Here is a 15,467-nt window from a genome sequence, read left to right as displayed (position 1 = left end):
CGGATGCAGCGGCAAATTAAACGTATGTGCAGCGATGGTCTCGCCTGACCGCGTCAACCTGTGGCATATTGGCGCCACGCAAGACCGAACGGGGAGACCGACCGCATGACCGTCCATAACGCCGCCTGGTACGCACAGCCCGCCGAGAAGTGGTCAGAGCCGCATCTCAAGGGTCAGACCATCCCGGGCTACCGCTATCATTCCAAGGAATTCTTCCATGACGAGTGGGAGAACATGTGGACCAAGGTATGGCTGCTGCTGGGCCGCGAGGACGAGATCCCGGAAGTCGGCGACTACCAGCAGGAAGAGGTCGGCCCCGAATCCATCCTGATGGTGCGCCAGGCCGATGGCGGCATCCGCGCCTTCTACAATGTGTGCCAGCATCGCGGCGCCCGCCTGGTGTTCAACGAGCTGGGCACGGTCGACGCCTTTACCTGCCCGTATCACGGCTGGCGCTGGGAGATCGACGGCACCTTGACCTTCGCGCTCGACCCCGAGGATTTCCCCGAGGGCGACCCGTGCGGCAAGCTGACCCTGAACGAGATCCCCTGCGACACCTTCGCCGGTTTCATCTGGGTCAACATGGATCCGGACTGCGTGCCGCTGAAGGACTATCTCGGCCCGATCTGGGACGACTGGAACGCCTACGAGATCCACACCTGGAAGCGCTACCTGGCGCTGACCGCGACGGTGCCGTGCAACTGGAAAGTGGTGCTCGACAATTTCAACGAATCCTATCACCTGCCGACCGTGCATCCGCAGGTCGACGGCGTGGTCGAGGAAAACTACCAGTGGACCCAGTTCGACATGTCGGAAGAGGGTCACAACCGCATGTGGATGCAGTCGGGCACGCCGTCGCATTCGCTGGCCAAGCGCGGCGACGACGAATTGCTGAAGCCCGGCCTGGCGTTCCTGCTGGAACAGTGGGGTCTTGATCCCGACGATTTCCGGGGCGGCCGCGAGTTCGAGACCCGCGAGGCGCTGCAGAAGGCCATGCGGGAAAAGGGCAAGGAGATGGGCTACACCCAGTTCGACAACCTCAAGGACCATCAGCTTACCGATACCTACCACTACACGATCTTCCCGAACTTCGCGGTGTCGGTGTGGGCGGACGGCTTCCACTTCCTGCGCGCCCGGCCGCACCCGACCGATCCGGGCCAGTGCCTGTTCGACAATTGGTGGTACGCGCCGGCGCCCGAGGGCCTGACCACGCCGGTGATGACCATCAACGGCCCGGTCGAGCGTGACGCCGAGGTCGAGCACGAGGTGTTCAACTATCTGGACCGCAGCCTGTCGACCCTGATCGACCAGGACATGGGCATCACCACCGGACAGCAGCTGGGCTTCCGCAGCCGCGCCTACAAGGGCGTGTACCTGGCGAAGCAGGAGCACCGCATCCGGCGCTATCACGAGGTGATCGACGAATATATCGAGGGCAAGCGCCCCGCGCCGAAGCGCTCGAGCGCCATCGCGGCGGAATAAACCGACACAACGGGCCGGAAAGGGGCGCTTCGGCGCCCCTTTTTTGTTCACGCAAGCGCCCGGCGGCCCGACCTGCGGAGCCATGCCAGAGCGCCGGCGGTCATCCCCTTGAACTTGGGCCAGCCCTCGGGACGATCGTCGAGCGGCGCCACCAGCAGCGCCGCCCCGGCCGGCAGCTGCCGCTTCGTGGCGTGATAGAGCCGCGACCGGGTCAGAGAACTTCGCACGAGCCAGAGATGGTCGGCGAGCGGATGAGCATCGCCCGCCCAGGCAAGCGCCGGACGCTCGTCCGGCGGAAGCCCGTCAAACCAGACGAGATACAGCAGCGGCGAGCCGGCGCCTTCCGAGGGGGTCTTCATGTGACGTTAACGAGCGGCGGGCCCGGCGGTTTCACCCGCCGGCAGGCACTATCAGACTCAACAGGTGACAGAAATGCGCCGCCGGACCGATAATGGCGCACCAATTCACGGGGAGTTATGTCCATGACCACACCGAATCCCGCCTGGGCCAAGGAGCCCGCGCCCCGCTATCCGGCGCCAACCTTCAAGGGCAGCAAGATCGAGGGCTTCCGCTATCACTCGAAGGAGTTCTTCGAGGAGGAGTGGGAACACATGTGGACCAAGGTGTGGCTGCTGCTCGGCCGCGCCGACGAAATTCCCGAGACCGGCGATTACCAGCAGGAAGAGGTCGGCCCGGAATCGATCCTGATGGTGCGCCAGGAGGACGGCGGCATCCGCGCGTTCTACAATGTGTGCCAGCACCGCGGTGCCCGCCTGATCTTCAACGATGTTGGCACGGTCGACGCCTTCACCTGCCCCTATCACGGCTGGCGCTGGGAAATCGACGGCCAGCTGACCTTCGCGCTGGACCCCGAGGATTTCCCCGAGGGCGATCCCTGCGGCAAGCTGACCCTGAACGAGATCCGCTGCGAGGTGTTCGCCGGCTTCATCTGGGTCAACATGGACCCGGATTGCGTGTCGCTGCAGGAATATCTCGGCCCGCTGTGGGACGAATGGTCGGCCTACGAGATGGATCACTGGAAGCGCTATCTGGCGCAGACCTGCACCGCGCCGATCAACTGGAAGGTGATCATCGACAACTTCAACGAATCCTATCACCTGCCCACGGTTCACCCGCAGGCGGCCGGCAAGACCGAGGAAAGCTATCTGTCGACCCAGTACGACATGGCGCCCGAGGGCCATGCCCGCATGTGGATGCAGTCGGGCAAGCCGTCGAAGCAGATGGAGTGGAACGGCGGCCAGGTGAAGATCGAGCCGGTGCTGGAGCGCCAGCTTCGCCTGTGGGAGCTGGATCCCGACGAGTTCCGCGGCGGCCGCGAATACGAGACCCGCGAAGCCATCCAGCAGGCCATGCGCAAGCTGGGCCCGTCACGCGGCTACAACCACTTCCAGAACCTGCGCGACCATCAGCTCACCGACGTCTATCACTACTTCCTGTTCCCCAACTTCGCGGTGTCGCTGTGGGCGACGGGCTTCCACTTCCTGCGCGCCCGGCCGCACCCGACCGACCCGACCCAGAGCGTGTTCGACCACTGGTGGTACTCGCCGGTGCCGAAGGATCTCGACACGCCGATCTACACGCCCAACGGCGTGTTCAAGGCCGGCGAGGATGTGGAACACGAAGTGTTCAATTACGGCGAGCAGAGCCTGGGCCTGCTGATCGACCAGGACATGGGCGTGACCACCGGCCAGCAGCTTGGCTTCCGCAGCCGCGCCTTCAAGGGCGTGTACCTGTCGGGCCAGGAAGCGCGCATTCGCCGCTACCACGAGGTCATCGACGAATACATCGAAGGCAAGGGCAAGCGCGCCGTGCCGAGCAATCCGCATACGGCCGTGGCCGCCGAATAAGCCTGACTTCAGGGGGTTCGGAAAAGGGGCGCTTCGGCGCCCCTTTTGTTTTGGCGATTGATGAGCCGCGCGTTGAACGTACGATGTGGAGGAGGATGGGACGTTGCGCGAAAACCTTGGACCGGTGCTCTGAGAAGTATGCAAGCAGCACAGAACCAGCATCTGGAAACCATCGGCTTCGGCGGCGATGGGGATGAAGTGGATGCCGTCTTGGAGGTTGAAAGGCACTTTGGTGTGTCGTTCAACTATGCAGATGCAGCAACCTGGCAGACTGCTGGTGACGTTTTCGACGCCCTCCTTAAAGCACTGCCGCCGGACGGGAGGGACCAAGAAAACCTCTGGTCCACATTCACCAAGATCATGTGCGATGAGACGGGCGCGGATGCATCGCGGGTTGGGTCGGATACGCTTCTGATTGCGCTACCGCTAAAGGTCGTATTGTGCAGGGGGCTAGAAAGACTGTTCCGCTCTCGCTAGCTTCCGAATTGGAGCGAAAACGCTCCTCTATGAACGCGGTAGCTACATCCCGACCAGAATATCCTTCCCATCCCAGTTTGCCGCGCGTTCCGATACCGTGCGGTACAGGTGCCGGATGCCCGGATAGTCGGTGTACAGCTCGACCATGCCGCCGGTCAGGTGGCGGGCGTCCATGTAGCAGGTGCGGTTTTCCGTGCCGCCGAAGATCATCGCCGTCGGGCAGCCCATGGCCTCGTAGCGGGCGCGTTCCTTCTCGAAGTCCGCGCACAGCACGGCGACATGATGGAATCCTTCCTGACCTTTCGGCCAGGTGTCGCGGTAGCAGGACGGGCCGTCATAGTGCTGCTGGATCAGCTCGACCTGGATCGGGCCGGCCTGGCACAGCGCCGCCGACAGCTCCATCTCGGCCGGCTGGCCGTGGTAGAGCACGTTGGGCAGCGTGATATGCGGCAGGTGGACGAACGGGCCGATGCCGAACGTGCGATTCCACTTCTCCGCCGCGGCGCGGATGTCGTTCACCACATAGGCCTGCTGCACGATGGCGCCATAAGGCATTTCCATGGGACGGTCCTTTCGTTTTCTCCCCTGTGCAACCAATAGCCGGACAGCAGCGCCACTGTCACCCCTGACAGGTGGCACCAGCGCCGGGCTTGCAGCATGATCCGGTTCGGATAACTCTCCCGGGAAGCGGGGAAAGGCTGCGCCATGACCAGACTGGACACGATGAACTTCTTCGACCCGGAGACGGTCGAGTGCCCGTTCGCGTTCTATGCGGCGGCACGGGCCGAGGCCCCGGTCTACAAACTGCCCAACAGCCCCATACCCGGCCGCGACGTGTGGCTGGTCACACCCTACAAGCTGGTGCAGGAGGTGCTGCGCGACTGGAAGCGGTTCTCCAACAAATTCGCCAGCCTGATGAGCGCCCGCGGCCAGCGCGATCCCGACGTGGAGGCGATCATGGCCGAGGGCTTTCCGCAGGTCGAGACCATGCTGACCCAGGATCCGCCCGCCCAGCGCGAGTACCGCACCCTGGTCAACAAGGCGTTCAGCGCGTCGCGCGTCAATTCCATGGAAACCTATATCACGCAAATCTGCGACGAGCTGATCGACGAGATGGCGAAGTCGACCGAGTGCGACTTCTTCGAGCGCTTCGCCATCCCCCTGCCCGTCTTCGTCATCGCGGACCAGCTGGGCGTGCCGCGCGAGGACCTGCCCCGTTTCAAGCGCTGGTCCGACGACGTGATTGCCAGCCTGAGCCAGATGGGCGGCAAGGACGCCCAGCTGCAGGGCGCCCGGTCGGTGGTCGAGATGCACCAATATTTCGCCAGGGTGGTGGAAAGCCGCCGGGCCGAGCCGAAGGACGACATCATCAGCGACGTGGCCAACGCCACTGTCTATGACGGCCGCCTGCTGACCATGTCCGAGGCGCTGTCGATCATCCAGCAGCTGCTGGTGGCCGGCAACGAGACCACCACCAACGCGCTGGCGGGCGGCATGGCTTATATCCTCGGGACGCCGGGCCTGGCCGGGAAACTGGGGGACGATATCTCGCTGATCCCCAACGTGGTCGAGGAAGTCCTGCGGCTGGAGGCGCCGACCAAGCATATGTGGCGCATCGTCACGCATGAGACCGAACTGGCCGGCGTGACCTTGCCGGAAGGCGCCATCCTGCTGTTGAGCTATGACGCCGCCAACCGGGACGAGGGCAAGTTCGAGGATGGCGACGCGTTCAATCCCGACCGGCCGAATGCCGAGGCGCACCTGTCGTTCGGCATGGGCACCCATTTCTGCGTCGGCGCCATGCTCGCCCGAAAGGAGATGAACATCGCCTTTGAGCGCCTGTTCACCCGCCTGACCGACTGGCGCCTGACGCCGAACAGGAACGAGTTGCGCCACATCGTCAGCATCCTGCACCGGGGCCTGACCGGCCTGCATGTCAGCTACCGCGCCCGCTGAGGAAAACAACCATCCCCTTCGTCTGTGGCTGGGAAGCCGGCGGCACGGCGATGAAGGTTGGCCTGGAGGCTGTCCAGACGCCGTTTCCGTCAGGTTCGGACGAGGCCGCCATCGCCGACGGGCTGAAGCTGGAAGCCGACGCGCGATTGGCGACCGCGCCTGCCGCCCATCAGGAAACCAGCGTCTCCTGGACCTGACGCAGACGGGTGCGGACGTCGTCGGCGATGTCGCCGGTGGTGACAGCCGCCAGCGCGAGGAGCAGTTCGTAAATCTGCCTGTCGGCCAGCCGGTCCATGGCGACCTTGCCGATGGCCCAGTCGTGCACGGCCGCGTACTGGTGATTGGCGGTCTGCGACGCCAACAGGTCGATATCGACCCAGGGCAGCAGGCCGCCCTGCTCGCGCAGGCTTGCAAACAACCGCCGGTGAGCCTGCATGGTGATGCGGCGCAGCAGGTCGCGGACCAGGTTCTCGGCGCTGGCCGAGAAATAGACCGTGACCATGGCGCGGGAATATTCGGGCATGCGCCGGATTTCCTCGGCGATCCAGCGCATGCGCGCAATGGTGCCGTCAAGGCCCGCGCCGCGCTCGGCGGTGTCGTGCGCCATCTGTTCTTCGAACAACTCGGAAACCGCCGTGGCGATCACCGTCTCCTTGTTGCCGTAGATGTTGTACAGCGTGGCCGACGCAACTTCCGACCGCTCGGCAAGCAGCCGCATGGTGACGCCGTCATATCCCGATTCGGCGATGAGCTTGCGCGCTTCCTCGAGCACCCGGGTGCGGCGGCGCGCCATGGACTCGCTGGAATACGAAGAACGCTTCTGACTTGCCGCGCTCACCTTGGTCATCATCTGTCCGTCACTGTTTCGGGCGCAAAGGTCTGCGTGATCCGCACTTCCAACCTTCATTGTCGCTTTTAGCGGTCGTACCGGCACGATTCAAGATCGCAGGCCACTTGACCGACGCGTCCGGCATCCCTAAAATTTTACATCGTTCCATTTTATCGGTTTGACCATCTGCGTCGAACCCGGAATGGTCGGGCCTTGGGGATTTGAAACGGCGGCCATGCCGCAAGTCATAAGATATCGCGGATCGCCGCGCCACGACGGGGAAATTTCATGGACGACTTCTTCGACATCAAGGACCGGGACTTTCAGGAAAATCCCCATCCCGTCTACAAGCGGCTGATCGCCGAGTGCCCGGTGCACAAGTCCGAACGATACGGCTTCTATTCGGTCAGCCGCTATCAGGACGTGAAGGAAATTCTGCGCGACACCGCCATGTGGTCGAGCAAGTTCGGTCCGGGCACCGCCTATGCCGACCCCAACGCACCCAACGCATTGGTCAACGTGGATCCGCCCGAGCACGACTTCCAGCTCAAGCTGGTCAACAAGGCGTTCACCCGCCAGTCGATCAACGCGCTGGAGCCGGACATCGCCGGCTACGTGAAGGAACTGATCGACACGTTGCAGCCGAACGGCCGCGCCGATTTGATGCGCGACTTCGCCATGCACATTCCGCTGTTCGTCATTGCCCGCATGCTGGGCGTCAATCCGGACGACCGCCTGATGTTCCGGGGCTGGGTGGAAGAGCTGACCATGGGCGTGTTCGGCGACGCCGATCCGGCGGTGATCCAGCGCGTCCAGGGCGAGTTCGGCGCCTATTTCACCAACGAGGTGCAGAAGCGTCACAAGGTGCTGGAACAGGGCGGCGATCTGGCGGACGATCTGATCACCCGCCTGCTGACCGCCGAAGTGGACGGCAAGACGCTGGAGCCGGCCCGCGTGCTGGGCTTCATCTCGTTCCTGCTGATCGCCGGCAGCGGCACCACGACCATGCTGGTGTGCAACACCATCCACCATCTGCTGAACAACCCTGACCAGATGGCCAAGGTACTGGCCGATCCCGCCCAGCTGATCCCGGCAGCGGCCGAGGAATCCATGCGGTTCACCGCGCCGGTGCACGGCCTGTTCCGCACCAACAACGAGGACGTCACCCTGCACGGCGTGCATATTCCCAAGGATTCCAAGGTGATGTGCATGTTCGCCGCGGCCAATCTGGACCAGGCGCAGTTCTCGGACCCCGACAGGTTCGACGTGGAGCGCGATGCCAGCGAGTTGCGCAAGCAGCTGGGCTTCGGCTGGGGCACCCACATCTGCACCGGCGCGCCGCTCGCCCGGATGGAAGCCAGGATCGCGCTGACCGAGGTGCTGACCCGGCTGCCGAACCTGCGCGCCGACGGACCGGCGGTGCAGACCGCCCCATCTGTGCTGTATGGTTTCGACCGTCTGCCGGTTGCCTGGGACGTGGAGTAACGCCGATGGAATACTTCGCCAACTACAACACCGGGATCGACCTCGACCCGGCGGACTGGGCGCTGGCGCGCGAGGCCGAAGGCTATACGGGCGTGGTCGTCAGCGATCATTTCTGGGTCGGCGACAAGCCCTACCCGCATGTATGGGTGACCTTGACCCGTATCGCCTGCGCGACGAAGGACCTGCGGTTCGGGTCGTCGTTCTGCAACAATCTGTTCCGCTCGCCGGTGGAGTTCGCCCAGGCGAGCCTGACCCTGCACCAGGTGGCAAAGGGCCGGTTCGAGGCGGGCCTGGGCGCCGGCTGGTCGGAGAACGAGGTGTCGGGCGGGCTGGGCCAGCATTATCCGCCAGCGCCCGAGCGCGCCGGACGCTACCGCGAGGCCATGAGCGTGGTGCGCGAGATATTCGACACCGGCAAGTGCACGTTCGGCGGCGACTATTACCGGATCAACGTGCCGGTGATCGGCCCCTATGACGGCACGCGGCCGCTGCTGGTCGGCTCGGCCGGCGGACCGCGCACACGGCGCGAGATCACGCCGCTGGTCGACCGGGTGGAGGTGTTCGCCGGCGAGTTCATCCGCGGCGGCTCGATCGACCTGGCCGCCCTCGCCACCGTGACCGACGACGACGTGCGCGAGATGATCGCCAGGGTTCGCGAGATCAAGGCGGACATCCCGATCGGCTACTTCACGCTGATGGCGGCCGGCGAGAGCGACGCAGTCAAGGGCCTGGAGGCGACGCTGGGCAACAATTTCGCCAGCGGCCTGGTAGGCCATCCGGAGAAGGTGGCGGCCAAGATCGCCCAGATGGAATCCTGGGGTCTGGGCCGCGTCCAGCTGACCGAACTGGTGCCGGGAAGCTATACCAATCTGGCGCCGCACCTGGCGCGCTAGACCTATCGTCCGAACGCCTGGCTGAAGGGGAGACACATGGCGCTCACGCACATATTGCAGCCGATCCAGATCGCGGGGAAGACGATCAAGAACCGGGTCGTCCGCACCGCCCACGCCACCGGCATCGGCGGCGGCGTCATGTCGGACGACCTGATCGAATATCACGCGGCCAGGGCGCGCGGCGGCGTCGGCCTGTCGATCCTGGAAATCCTGTCGGTGCATCCGACCAGCCCGGCGCCGCTCAACATGTTCGATCCGACGCTGGACGAGGGTTACGGCAGGCTGATGGATGCCGTCAGGCCCCATGGCATGACCGTGTTCCAGCAGATCTGGCATGCCGGGCACAATGGCACGCCGCTCGATGGCAGCCCGCCCTGGTCGGCGTCCGACATCCCCAATCCGCTGGGCGGCGCGGTGCCGATCCCGATGACCCGGGACATGATCGACGAGATCATCGGCGCCTATGCGGCCACGGCCGCGCGCTGCGACAAGGCGGGCATCGACGGGGTCGAGCTTCACTGCGCGCACGGCTATCTGGTGCAGCAATTCCTGTCGCCCAATATCAACAAGCGGACCGACGATTACGGCGGGCCGTTCGAGAACCGCGTCCGGTTCATGGTGGAAACGCTGCGCGCCATTCGCGCCGCGGTCCGCCCCGGCTTCGCCGTCGGCATCCGCGTCGCCCCCGACATGGTGGCGGCCGGCGTCGGCGTCGAGATGAACCAGATGGCGGTCGAGCGGGTGCAGCAGGAAGACCTGGTGGACTTCGTTAACGTCTCCATGGGCAACTACAACAGCTTTCCCAAGATGATCGGCGGCATGCACGAGCCCATGGGCTACGAACTGCCGACCAGCGTGCCCATCGCCAGGATCGCGATGGTCCCGACCATCGTCATTGGCCGGGTGCGGACACTGGAGGAGGCGGACCAGATCATCCGCCAGGGCGAGGCCGACATGGTGGGCATGACCCGCGCCAACATCGCCGACCCGGACCTGGTGCGAAAGACCATCGAGGGCCGGGTCGAGGAAATCCGGCCCTGCATCGCCTGCAACCAGGGCTGCGTCGGCAACCTGCTGGGTCCGGCGCGGCGCATGGGCTGCGCGGTCAATCCGGGTGTCGGCTTCGAGCGGTCCATCGGTGACGACCGCATCGGCACCGCCGGGGCGCAGAAGAAGGTGCTGGTGATCGGCGGCGGACCGGCGGGTCTGGAAGCTGCCCGCGTCGCCGCCCTGCGCGGCCACAAGGTGGTGCTGGCCGAGGCGACCGATGAACTGGGCGGCATGATGAATTTTGCCGCCAAGCTGCCAAAGCGCCACGGTATCGCCGACATCACCAAATGGCAGGAGGCGGAGATCTTCCGCCTGGGCGTCGAGGTCCGCCTCGGCACCTATATGGAGAAGGAAGACGTCCTCGCCGAGAATCCGGACGCCGTCGTCATTGCGACCGGCTCGATGCCGCGCATGGACGGCATCCAGTCGACCAATCCGGGCGAGCCGATCGGCCATTTCGACCGGCCCAACGTGTTGTCGAGCCTGGACCTGCTGACCCATGGCCGCAACCGCATCGGCAAGAGCGCCGTGGTGGTGGACGACGTGGGCCACTACGAGGCCATCGGCGTCGCCGAATATCTGATGGAGGCCGGCGCGGCGGTGAGCTACGTGACCACCCAGGCCATGTTCGGCACCAAGGTGGAAAGCGCCCTGATGACCGAGCCGGCGCTGGAGCGTCTGAACAAGGGCAAGTTCCAGGTGTTCACCCGCTACCGCATGACCGATATCGGCGACGAGGAAGCCACCATCCAGCCGACCTATGAGGGCGCGCCGTTGGCGGTGCCGGCCGAGACCGTGGTGTTCGTGTCGGCCAACCGGCCGAACCGCGACCTGTTCAACGAGCTGCGGGGCGCCATTGCCGAGGTTCATGTGGTGGGCGATGCAAATTCGCCCCGCTTCCTGCAAACTGCCATCCGCGAAGGCCATCTCGCGGCCAAGGCCATCTGAGGGGTGAGACGATGAGCGACGACCTGAAATATCTGCGTGACCGCGCCGACCTGACCGACCTTATCAACAAATACGCCACCGGCATCGACACGCGCGACTGGAAGCTCTACCGCTCGATCTTCGCCGACGAGGTCGACATCGACTTCTCTTCCTACAGCGGCCAGCCCGGCACACGCATGAAGGGCGACGACTGGGCTGCCGGGGTGCAGATGATGCTGCCCGGCTTCGACGCCACCCAGCACCTGCTGGCGAACATGGTGTTCGACATCAGGGGCGACGATGCGGTGGTCACCGTCTACATGCAGGCCGAGCACTTCCTGCCCAACAGCCAGGGCGATTCCAGCCACACGCTGGGCGGCTACTACACGCACAAGATCAAGCGCGGCAAGTCCGGCTGGAAGATCCATGCCACCAAGCTGACCGTAACCTGGAGCCGCGGCAACCGGCACGTCTACGAGCTGGCGCGCCAGCGGGTCGCCGAGCGCAACGCCAAAAAAGCCAAGGGCAAGAAGGCCAGGTAATCCAGAAACCCGGTGACGGCGCGGCGCAGGCAGGGCAAAGTCCCGGTTGTCCGATCACGGACCATGTCCGCCAGCCGGGAGAACCAGAGACAATGAAGCCTGAACGCCTTCGCGTCGTCCTGATCAGCGTCGCCGCCGCCGTCATCGGCTTCAATGTCTGGATGTATTTCACCTGGCCCGACCTGCCGCTGCTGCCGTGCAAGAACACGGAGGTGTCGCGCGCCGCCTCGCCCAACGGCAGGCTGGAAGCGGTGCTGTTCACGCGCGAATGCGCCAGCACGAGGTCAGTGGGATCGCAGGTTTCGGTCGTCGAGGCCGGCGAGCCGCTGGCCAACAAGAGCGGCAACGCCTTCGTCTCTAATGGAGGCGATGTCAGGGCGGCATGGGGCGGCCCCCGGGCCGCGATCGTCTGGACCGGTCCCTCGGCGTTGACCGTGAGCCACGACCCGACCGCCGAGATCTACAAGGCCGAAACCGAGGCCGCCGGCGCCGTCATCACCTATCAACCCGAATAATCCCTGCTCTGCCCGGCAGGCCCCGGCGCGTCCGGACCCAAGCCCGATCTCCGATAAAGCCCGATCTCCGATAAAGAATGGCTCCGCCCTGCCGCAGGGAAGCACGGCGGGGCGGAGCCTGAAGTCCGGGGAGTGGCATCCCCAAGAGCCGGACGCCTTCGCGGGCGCCCGGTTTGTCGTCCTATTGGAAGCGGTAAGTCACCTGGAACATCAGGGTGCGACCGCGCTGGGTGGTGCCCGCGAGATCGGCCCATTTGCCGTTCGGCGTACCGGTCCCGGAACCGGTCAGCGGCGAATCCACAGCGCTGAGCAGCACCACCTCGTTGGTCAGGTTGCGACCGATGAAGGAGACGGCCCAGCGGTCATCGTCGCTGTGCAGGGTCAGGCCCGCATCGATGGTGAAAAAGCCGCCCTGGACCGCATCCGGACGCTGCTGCGGATAGAGCGGGTAGGCGCTGGAATAGCGGCCATCCACGTTCCAGTCGAGCGCGAGCCCGTTGGAGATCGGCAGGCTGTAGCTGAAACCGGCGGTCAGCGCCCATTCGGGTGCAAGCTGCAGCCGGGTACCCGACAGGTTCTGGGTCTGAAACACGCCCGCGCCATTCGGCTGAAGGTTACAGCCCTGGGCCGGCGTCTGGCCCGCCCAGCAACCGCCGACATAGTCGGTGTACTTGGCGTCGTTATAGGCGACCGAGCCGCGCAGCGTCAGCTCGTCGGTGGCCGCGAAGTCCACGTCGAACTCGACGCCGGTGGTGCGAGCCGCCGCCGCATTGGCCACATGGAACGCCGCGATGGAGCTGTCGAAGATGTTCACCTGCAGGTCGCTGTACTGGTAGCGGTAGAACACCAGGTTGGCGCGCAGCGTATCGCCCAGCAGCGATGCCTTGGCGCCCAGTTCGAACCCCTTCACCTTCTCGGGACCGAATTCGAGCAGCGCGATCTGGTCCACCATCGGCAGCGTGCTCCTGCGGGGCGCCGTGCTGTGCGAGAAGCCGCCCGACTTGAAGCCCTGCTTGTAGGCGCCGTAGAGCATCAGCTCGTCTGTCGCATGCCAGCTCAGGGTGACCTGGGGCGACAGATTGTCGTTGCTGATGGTGCTGTCGAACGGATCGCTGGAGAACACGCCGTTCAGCAGCGCGTGCACATAGGTGTTCTGCAGGTGCGAGACCTTGCGTTCCTTGGTGTAGCGCAGGCCGCCTGACAGCTCGAGCGTGTCGACGATGTTCCAGATCGCCTCGCCGAACAACGACCAGGTGCGGCCGTCCTGCATGGAGGTGCGGTCCCAGCTGAAATATCGGCCGGTAGCCGCGTCGGCCGGCAGGGCGGCAACGCGCGACGTGTTGCGGAACGTCAGGTTGGTGTCCTGGTAGTAGGCGCCGACCATGAAGTTGAGCGGAAAGTCGAAGCTGGACAGCGCGCGGATTTCCTGGCTGAACGCGTTGAACTTGGTGTCTTCGTGGGCGAACACCTGCGACGCGTTCGAGAAGTCGTAATTGTCGAACAGCTTGCTGCGCAGGGAATGGTAGCCGGTCACCGAGGTGACGTTGATGTCCTCGAGGTCGTATTCGGCCTTGAACGAGATCGCGAGGCTCTTGTAATCGCCATAGGTAGAGCCGTCCTTCATCTCGGGGAAGTTGGCGCCGAGTTCGGGCGGCGCCATACCCCGCGACTGGCGGAAGTCCACGTTGCACTCGCCGTCGAGGTCGGGCACGCCGAAGATCGGCTGGGGGGTGTTGTTCGGGCCCTGGCAACCGAACTTCTGCACCACGCCCGAATAGCCGTCATTGTCCATGGATGCGCCCTGGACCTTCAGGGTCATGGTCAGGTCGTCGTTGGGCGTCCACTTGGCGGTGACGCGGCCGAGATATTCCTCCTTGCCGTTCACCCGGTAATCGCTGGCGCCGGGTAGAGTGAAGCCGAGCGGGTCGATGCCGGTGTGCGGCTGAGCGATGTTGCGCATCCAGCCGCTGGAATCGGTGGCGCGAAACGCGACGCGCAGGCCGAATGTGTCGGAGACGGGCACCGAGAAGGCGAACTCGCCCATTTTCTCCCGCGCCTCGACCTCGTAGCCAGCGCGGACATAGCCTTCGAACTCGCCCGTCGGATCGGCGGTCCTGATGCTGACAAGGCCGGCCGGCGTATTCTTGCCGAAATACAGGGTCTGCGGGCCTTTCAGCACCTCGACCTGCTGCATGTCCATGAAGCCCTGGGCGATCCACTGGCCGCGATTGTAGAACACATCGTCGATGACCAGGCCGACCGACTGGTCAAAGCCGGCGTCGACGGACGACGTGCCGATGCCGCGGATATACAGTAGCGCACCCGCGCCGCTGGAGCTGGGACTGATGGTCAGGTTGGGCGTGATCGTCGACACCTGGTTGAGGTCGGCGATGGCATAGCGTTCGAGCTCGGCCTTGCTGACGGCGGTGATCGCCACCGGCACGTCCTGCACGGTTTCCTCGCGTTTTCGGGCCGACACCACGACCGTGTCGAAATGCGGCCGGACGGCCTCGGCCGCCGGACGCGGCGGTGCGTCCTGCGCCGCGGCGCCTGCCGGATGCCACATCCACAGCGCCGCCACTCCCATGGCCGCCCATTGCCCGGTTGTCAGGCGTAATCCCTTGATTGTCATGACTTGCCTCCCCATAAGCGCTTTGTGCGCGATTGCCTCCCTCGCTTGGGCAAAGCACCGCCGTCCCCGGAAACGCCATGGCGCCGCCCGGCCGGTCATATGCGAAGTTCGAAACTTCCCCTTGCGATCTTCTACCGCCCAATTCTAGGGCGCGTATCAAATTACAGGCAAGCGAGATTAAAAGTGGATCGCTGTTCAATATTAAGAATATTGGAGAGTGTGTCATAAATGGCACAGGCAAAGCCGCGCCGTCCGGCCCCCACCAGACACGCAGGCAAAATCAGATTGTGGAAAGCCCGCCTATGCCAGGCGGCTGGGCTCGACGCTATAGGGCCCGGATTCCTCGACGGTGACGTGCAGCGCCTCGAACAGCCACTGGCCATCTACCCGCACATATTCTTCCTCGTAGAAGCCGATGATGCGGTGATACTGCAGCGAACCGTCCGGCACCTTGCCGGTGAATTGCATGACAAAGCGCCAGTGGCCGGTGGCGCGGTCGCCGACCGGGGTGATGATCGGGTTGAACACCATGTGGGCGCAGTTGCGGATGCGGCCGCTGTTGCGGACTCCGCCAATATAGTCCTTGATCGCCGCATGACCCTTGGCGTGAACATTGATGTTCTTGCCTTTCCACAACCCGTCTTCGATGAAGCACGCGGCCACCCTGTCGGGGTTGTGGTCGTCATCGCAGGCCTGGCAGTAGCGGGCCTTCAGTTGCTTGATCGCCTCGATGTCCTCGAGCCGCTGGATTCGTGCTTCAAGCGATTCACTCATGTCCGGTCTCCCCCAGTTTCCGGGGAACCCTAGCACA

The 15,467-nt window shown here is 64.4% G+C and carries 15 protein-coding genes; 10 read left to right on the top strand and 5 right to left on the bottom strand.

All coding sequences use genetic code 11. The features are described from left to right. Positions 1-105 precede the first annotated feature (105 nt). A complete protein-coding gene (locus WJU21_RS12595) occupies positions 106-1,482 on the top strand; it encodes an aromatic ring-hydroxylating dioxygenase subunit alpha (RefSeq protein WP_346323790.1) in 1,377 nt (458 codons plus the stop codon). 47 nt (positions 1,483-1,529) lie between these two features. Here the strand turns inward: WJU21_RS12595 and WJU21_RS12590 are convergent, their stop codons facing one another. Continuing rightward, positions 1,530-1,841, bottom strand: coding sequence for a hypothetical protein (locus WJU21_RS12590; protein ID WP_346323789.1), 312 nt, complete (start codon positions 1,839-1,841; stop codon positions 1,530-1,532). Positions 1,842-1,964: 123 nt separating this feature from the next. On the opposite strand from WJU21_RS12590, the gene WJU21_RS12585 reads away from it, so the two are divergent. Beyond that, positions 1,965-3,350, top strand: coding sequence for an SRPBCC family protein (locus tag WJU21_RS12585; RefSeq protein WP_346323788.1), 1,386 nt, complete (start codon positions 1,965-1,967; stop codon positions 3,348-3,350). Positions 3,351-3,488: 138 nt separating this feature from the next. Beyond that, positions 3,489-3,827, top strand: coding sequence for a hypothetical protein (locus WJU21_RS12580; protein ID WP_346323787.1), 339 nt, complete (start codon positions 3,489-3,491; stop codon positions 3,825-3,827). 42 nt (positions 3,828-3,869) lie between these two features. Here WJU21_RS12580 and WJU21_RS12575 read toward each other — a convergent pair whose 3' ends face one another. After that, complete coding sequence (locus tag WJU21_RS12575; RefSeq protein WP_346323786.1) at positions 3,870-4,388, bottom strand: VOC family protein; 519 nt, start codon at positions 4,386-4,388, stop codon at positions 3,870-3,872. A gap of 144 nt (positions 4,389-4,532) precedes the next feature. Between WJU21_RS12575 and WJU21_RS12570 the strand changes: the two genes are divergently transcribed. After that, the gene (locus tag WJU21_RS12570; RefSeq protein WP_346323785.1) at positions 4,533-5,783 is read left to right on the top strand and encodes a cytochrome P450; all 1,251 of its coding nucleotides are present in this window, start codon (positions 4,533-4,535) and stop codon (positions 5,781-5,783) included. A 50-nt stretch (positions 5,784-5,833) separates the two neighbouring features. Continuing rightward, positions 5,834-5,980 carry a hypothetical protein gene (locus tag WJU21_RS12565; protein WP_346323784.1) on the top strand — a complete coding sequence of 49 codons (147 nt, stop codon included), beginning with the start codon at positions 5,834-5,836 and terminating at the stop codon, positions 5,978-5,980. Here the strand turns inward: WJU21_RS12565 and WJU21_RS12560 are convergent. Beyond that, positions 5,953-6,630, bottom strand: a complete 678-nt coding sequence (locus WJU21_RS12560) for a TetR/AcrR family transcriptional regulator (protein WP_346323783.1) — start codon at positions 6,628-6,630, stop codon at positions 5,953-5,955. The genes WJU21_RS12565 and WJU21_RS12560 overlap by 28 nt on opposite strands. 270 nt (positions 6,631-6,900) lie before the next feature. On the opposite strand from WJU21_RS12560, the gene WJU21_RS12555 reads away from it, so the two are divergent. From WJU21_RS12555 to WJU21_RS12535, 5 genes are all read left to right on the top strand, one after another. Next, positions 6,901-8,097 carry a cytochrome P450 gene (locus WJU21_RS12555; protein ID WP_346323782.1) on the top strand — a complete coding sequence of 399 codons (1,197 nt, stop codon included), beginning with the start codon at positions 6,901-6,903 and terminating at the stop codon, positions 8,095-8,097. A gap of 5 nt (positions 8,098-8,102) precedes the next feature. Continuing rightward, positions 8,103-8,990 carry an LLM class flavin-dependent oxidoreductase gene (locus WJU21_RS12550; protein WP_346323781.1) on the top strand — a complete coding sequence of 296 codons (888 nt, stop codon included), beginning with the start codon at positions 8,103-8,105 and terminating at the stop codon, positions 8,988-8,990. A 36-nt stretch (positions 8,991-9,026) separates the two neighbouring features. Then, a complete protein-coding gene (locus WJU21_RS12545; protein ID WP_346323780.1) occupies positions 9,027-10,988 on the top strand; it encodes an FAD-dependent oxidoreductase in 1,962 nt (653 codons plus the stop codon). 11 nt (positions 10,989-10,999) lie between these two features. Next, positions 11,000-11,509, top strand: coding sequence for a nuclear transport factor 2 family protein (locus WJU21_RS12540; protein WP_346323779.1), 510 nt, complete (start codon positions 11,000-11,002; stop codon positions 11,507-11,509). Between the two features lie 92 nt (positions 11,510-11,601). Then, positions 11,602-12,024: a hypothetical protein gene (locus WJU21_RS12535; RefSeq protein ID WP_346323778.1), complete on the top strand. Its 423-nt coding sequence runs from the start codon at positions 11,602-11,604 to the stop codon at positions 12,022-12,024. Between the two features lie 181 nt (positions 12,025-12,205). Here the strand turns inward: WJU21_RS12535 and WJU21_RS12530 are convergent, their stop codons facing one another. Together WJU21_RS12530 and WJU21_RS12525 are read right to left on the bottom strand one after the other, a co-directional pair. Beyond that, positions 12,206-14,656, bottom strand: coding sequence for a TonB-dependent receptor (locus WJU21_RS12530; protein WP_346323777.1), 2,451 nt, complete (start codon positions 14,654-14,656; stop codon positions 12,206-12,208). A 300-nt stretch (positions 14,657-14,956) separates the two neighbouring features. Beyond that, a complete protein-coding gene (locus WJU21_RS12525) occupies positions 14,957-15,430 on the bottom strand; it encodes a nuclear transport factor 2 family protein (RefSeq protein ID WP_346323776.1) in 474 nt (157 codons plus the stop codon). Positions 15,431-15,467: the final 37 nt, after the last annotated feature.

It is taken from the genome of Emcibacter sp. SYSU 3D8 (genome assembly GCF_039655875.1).
GTDB lineage: Bacteria > Pseudomonadota > Alphaproteobacteria > SMXS01 > SMXS01 > RI-34.
Note: the sequence above shows the minus strand (reverse complement) of the source record. Positions and strands in the feature narration are given on the sequence as shown.

Excerpts from the sequence above, each read along its gene's own strand:
- WJU21_RS12595 (WP_346323790.1), top strand. The coding sequence starts at position 106 with ATGACCGTCCATAACGCCGCCTGGTACGCACAGCCCGCCGAGAAGTGG.
- WJU21_RS12590 (WP_346323789.1), bottom strand. The coding sequence starts at position 1,841 with ATGAAGACCCCCTCGGAAGGCGCCGGCTCGCCGCTGCTGTATCTCGTC.
- WJU21_RS12585 (WP_346323788.1), top strand. The coding sequence starts at position 1,965 with ATGACCACACCGAATCCCGCCTGGGCCAAGGAGCCCGCGCCCCGCTAT.
- WJU21_RS12580 (WP_346323787.1), top strand. The coding sequence starts at position 3,489 with ATGCAAGCAGCACAGAACCAGCATCTGGAAACCATCGGCTTCGGCGGC.
- WJU21_RS12575 (WP_346323786.1), bottom strand. The coding sequence starts at position 4,388 with ATGGAAATGCCTTATGGCGCCATCGTGCAGCAGGCCTATGTGGTGAAC.
- WJU21_RS12570 (WP_346323785.1), top strand. The coding sequence starts at position 4,533 with ATGACCAGACTGGACACGATGAACTTCTTCGACCCGGAGACGGTCGAG.
- WJU21_RS12565 (WP_346323784.1), top strand. The coding sequence starts at position 5,834 with ATGAAGGTTGGCCTGGAGGCTGTCCAGACGCCGTTTCCGTCAGGTTCG.
- WJU21_RS12560 (WP_346323783.1), bottom strand. The coding sequence starts at position 6,630 with ATGACCAAGGTGAGCGCGGCAAGTCAGAAGCGTTCTTCGTATTCCAGC.
- WJU21_RS12555 (WP_346323782.1), top strand. The coding sequence starts at position 6,901 with ATGGACGACTTCTTCGACATCAAGGACCGGGACTTTCAGGAAAATCCC.
- WJU21_RS12550 (WP_346323781.1), top strand. The coding sequence starts at position 8,103 with ATGGAATACTTCGCCAACTACAACACCGGGATCGACCTCGACCCGGCG.
- WJU21_RS12545 (WP_346323780.1), top strand. The coding sequence starts at position 9,027 with ATGGCGCTCACGCACATATTGCAGCCGATCCAGATCGCGGGGAAGACG.
- WJU21_RS12540 (WP_346323779.1), top strand. The coding sequence starts at position 11,000 with ATGAGCGACGACCTGAAATATCTGCGTGACCGCGCCGACCTGACCGAC.
- WJU21_RS12535 (WP_346323778.1), top strand. The coding sequence starts at position 11,602 with ATGAAGCCTGAACGCCTTCGCGTCGTCCTGATCAGCGTCGCCGCCGCC.
- WJU21_RS12530 (WP_346323777.1), bottom strand. The coding sequence starts at position 14,656 with ATGACAATCAAGGGATTACGCCTGACAACCGGGCAATGGGCGGCCATG.
- WJU21_RS12525 (WP_346323776.1), bottom strand. The coding sequence starts at position 15,430 with ATGAGTGAATCGCTTGAAGCACGAATCCAGCGGCTCGAGGACATCGAG.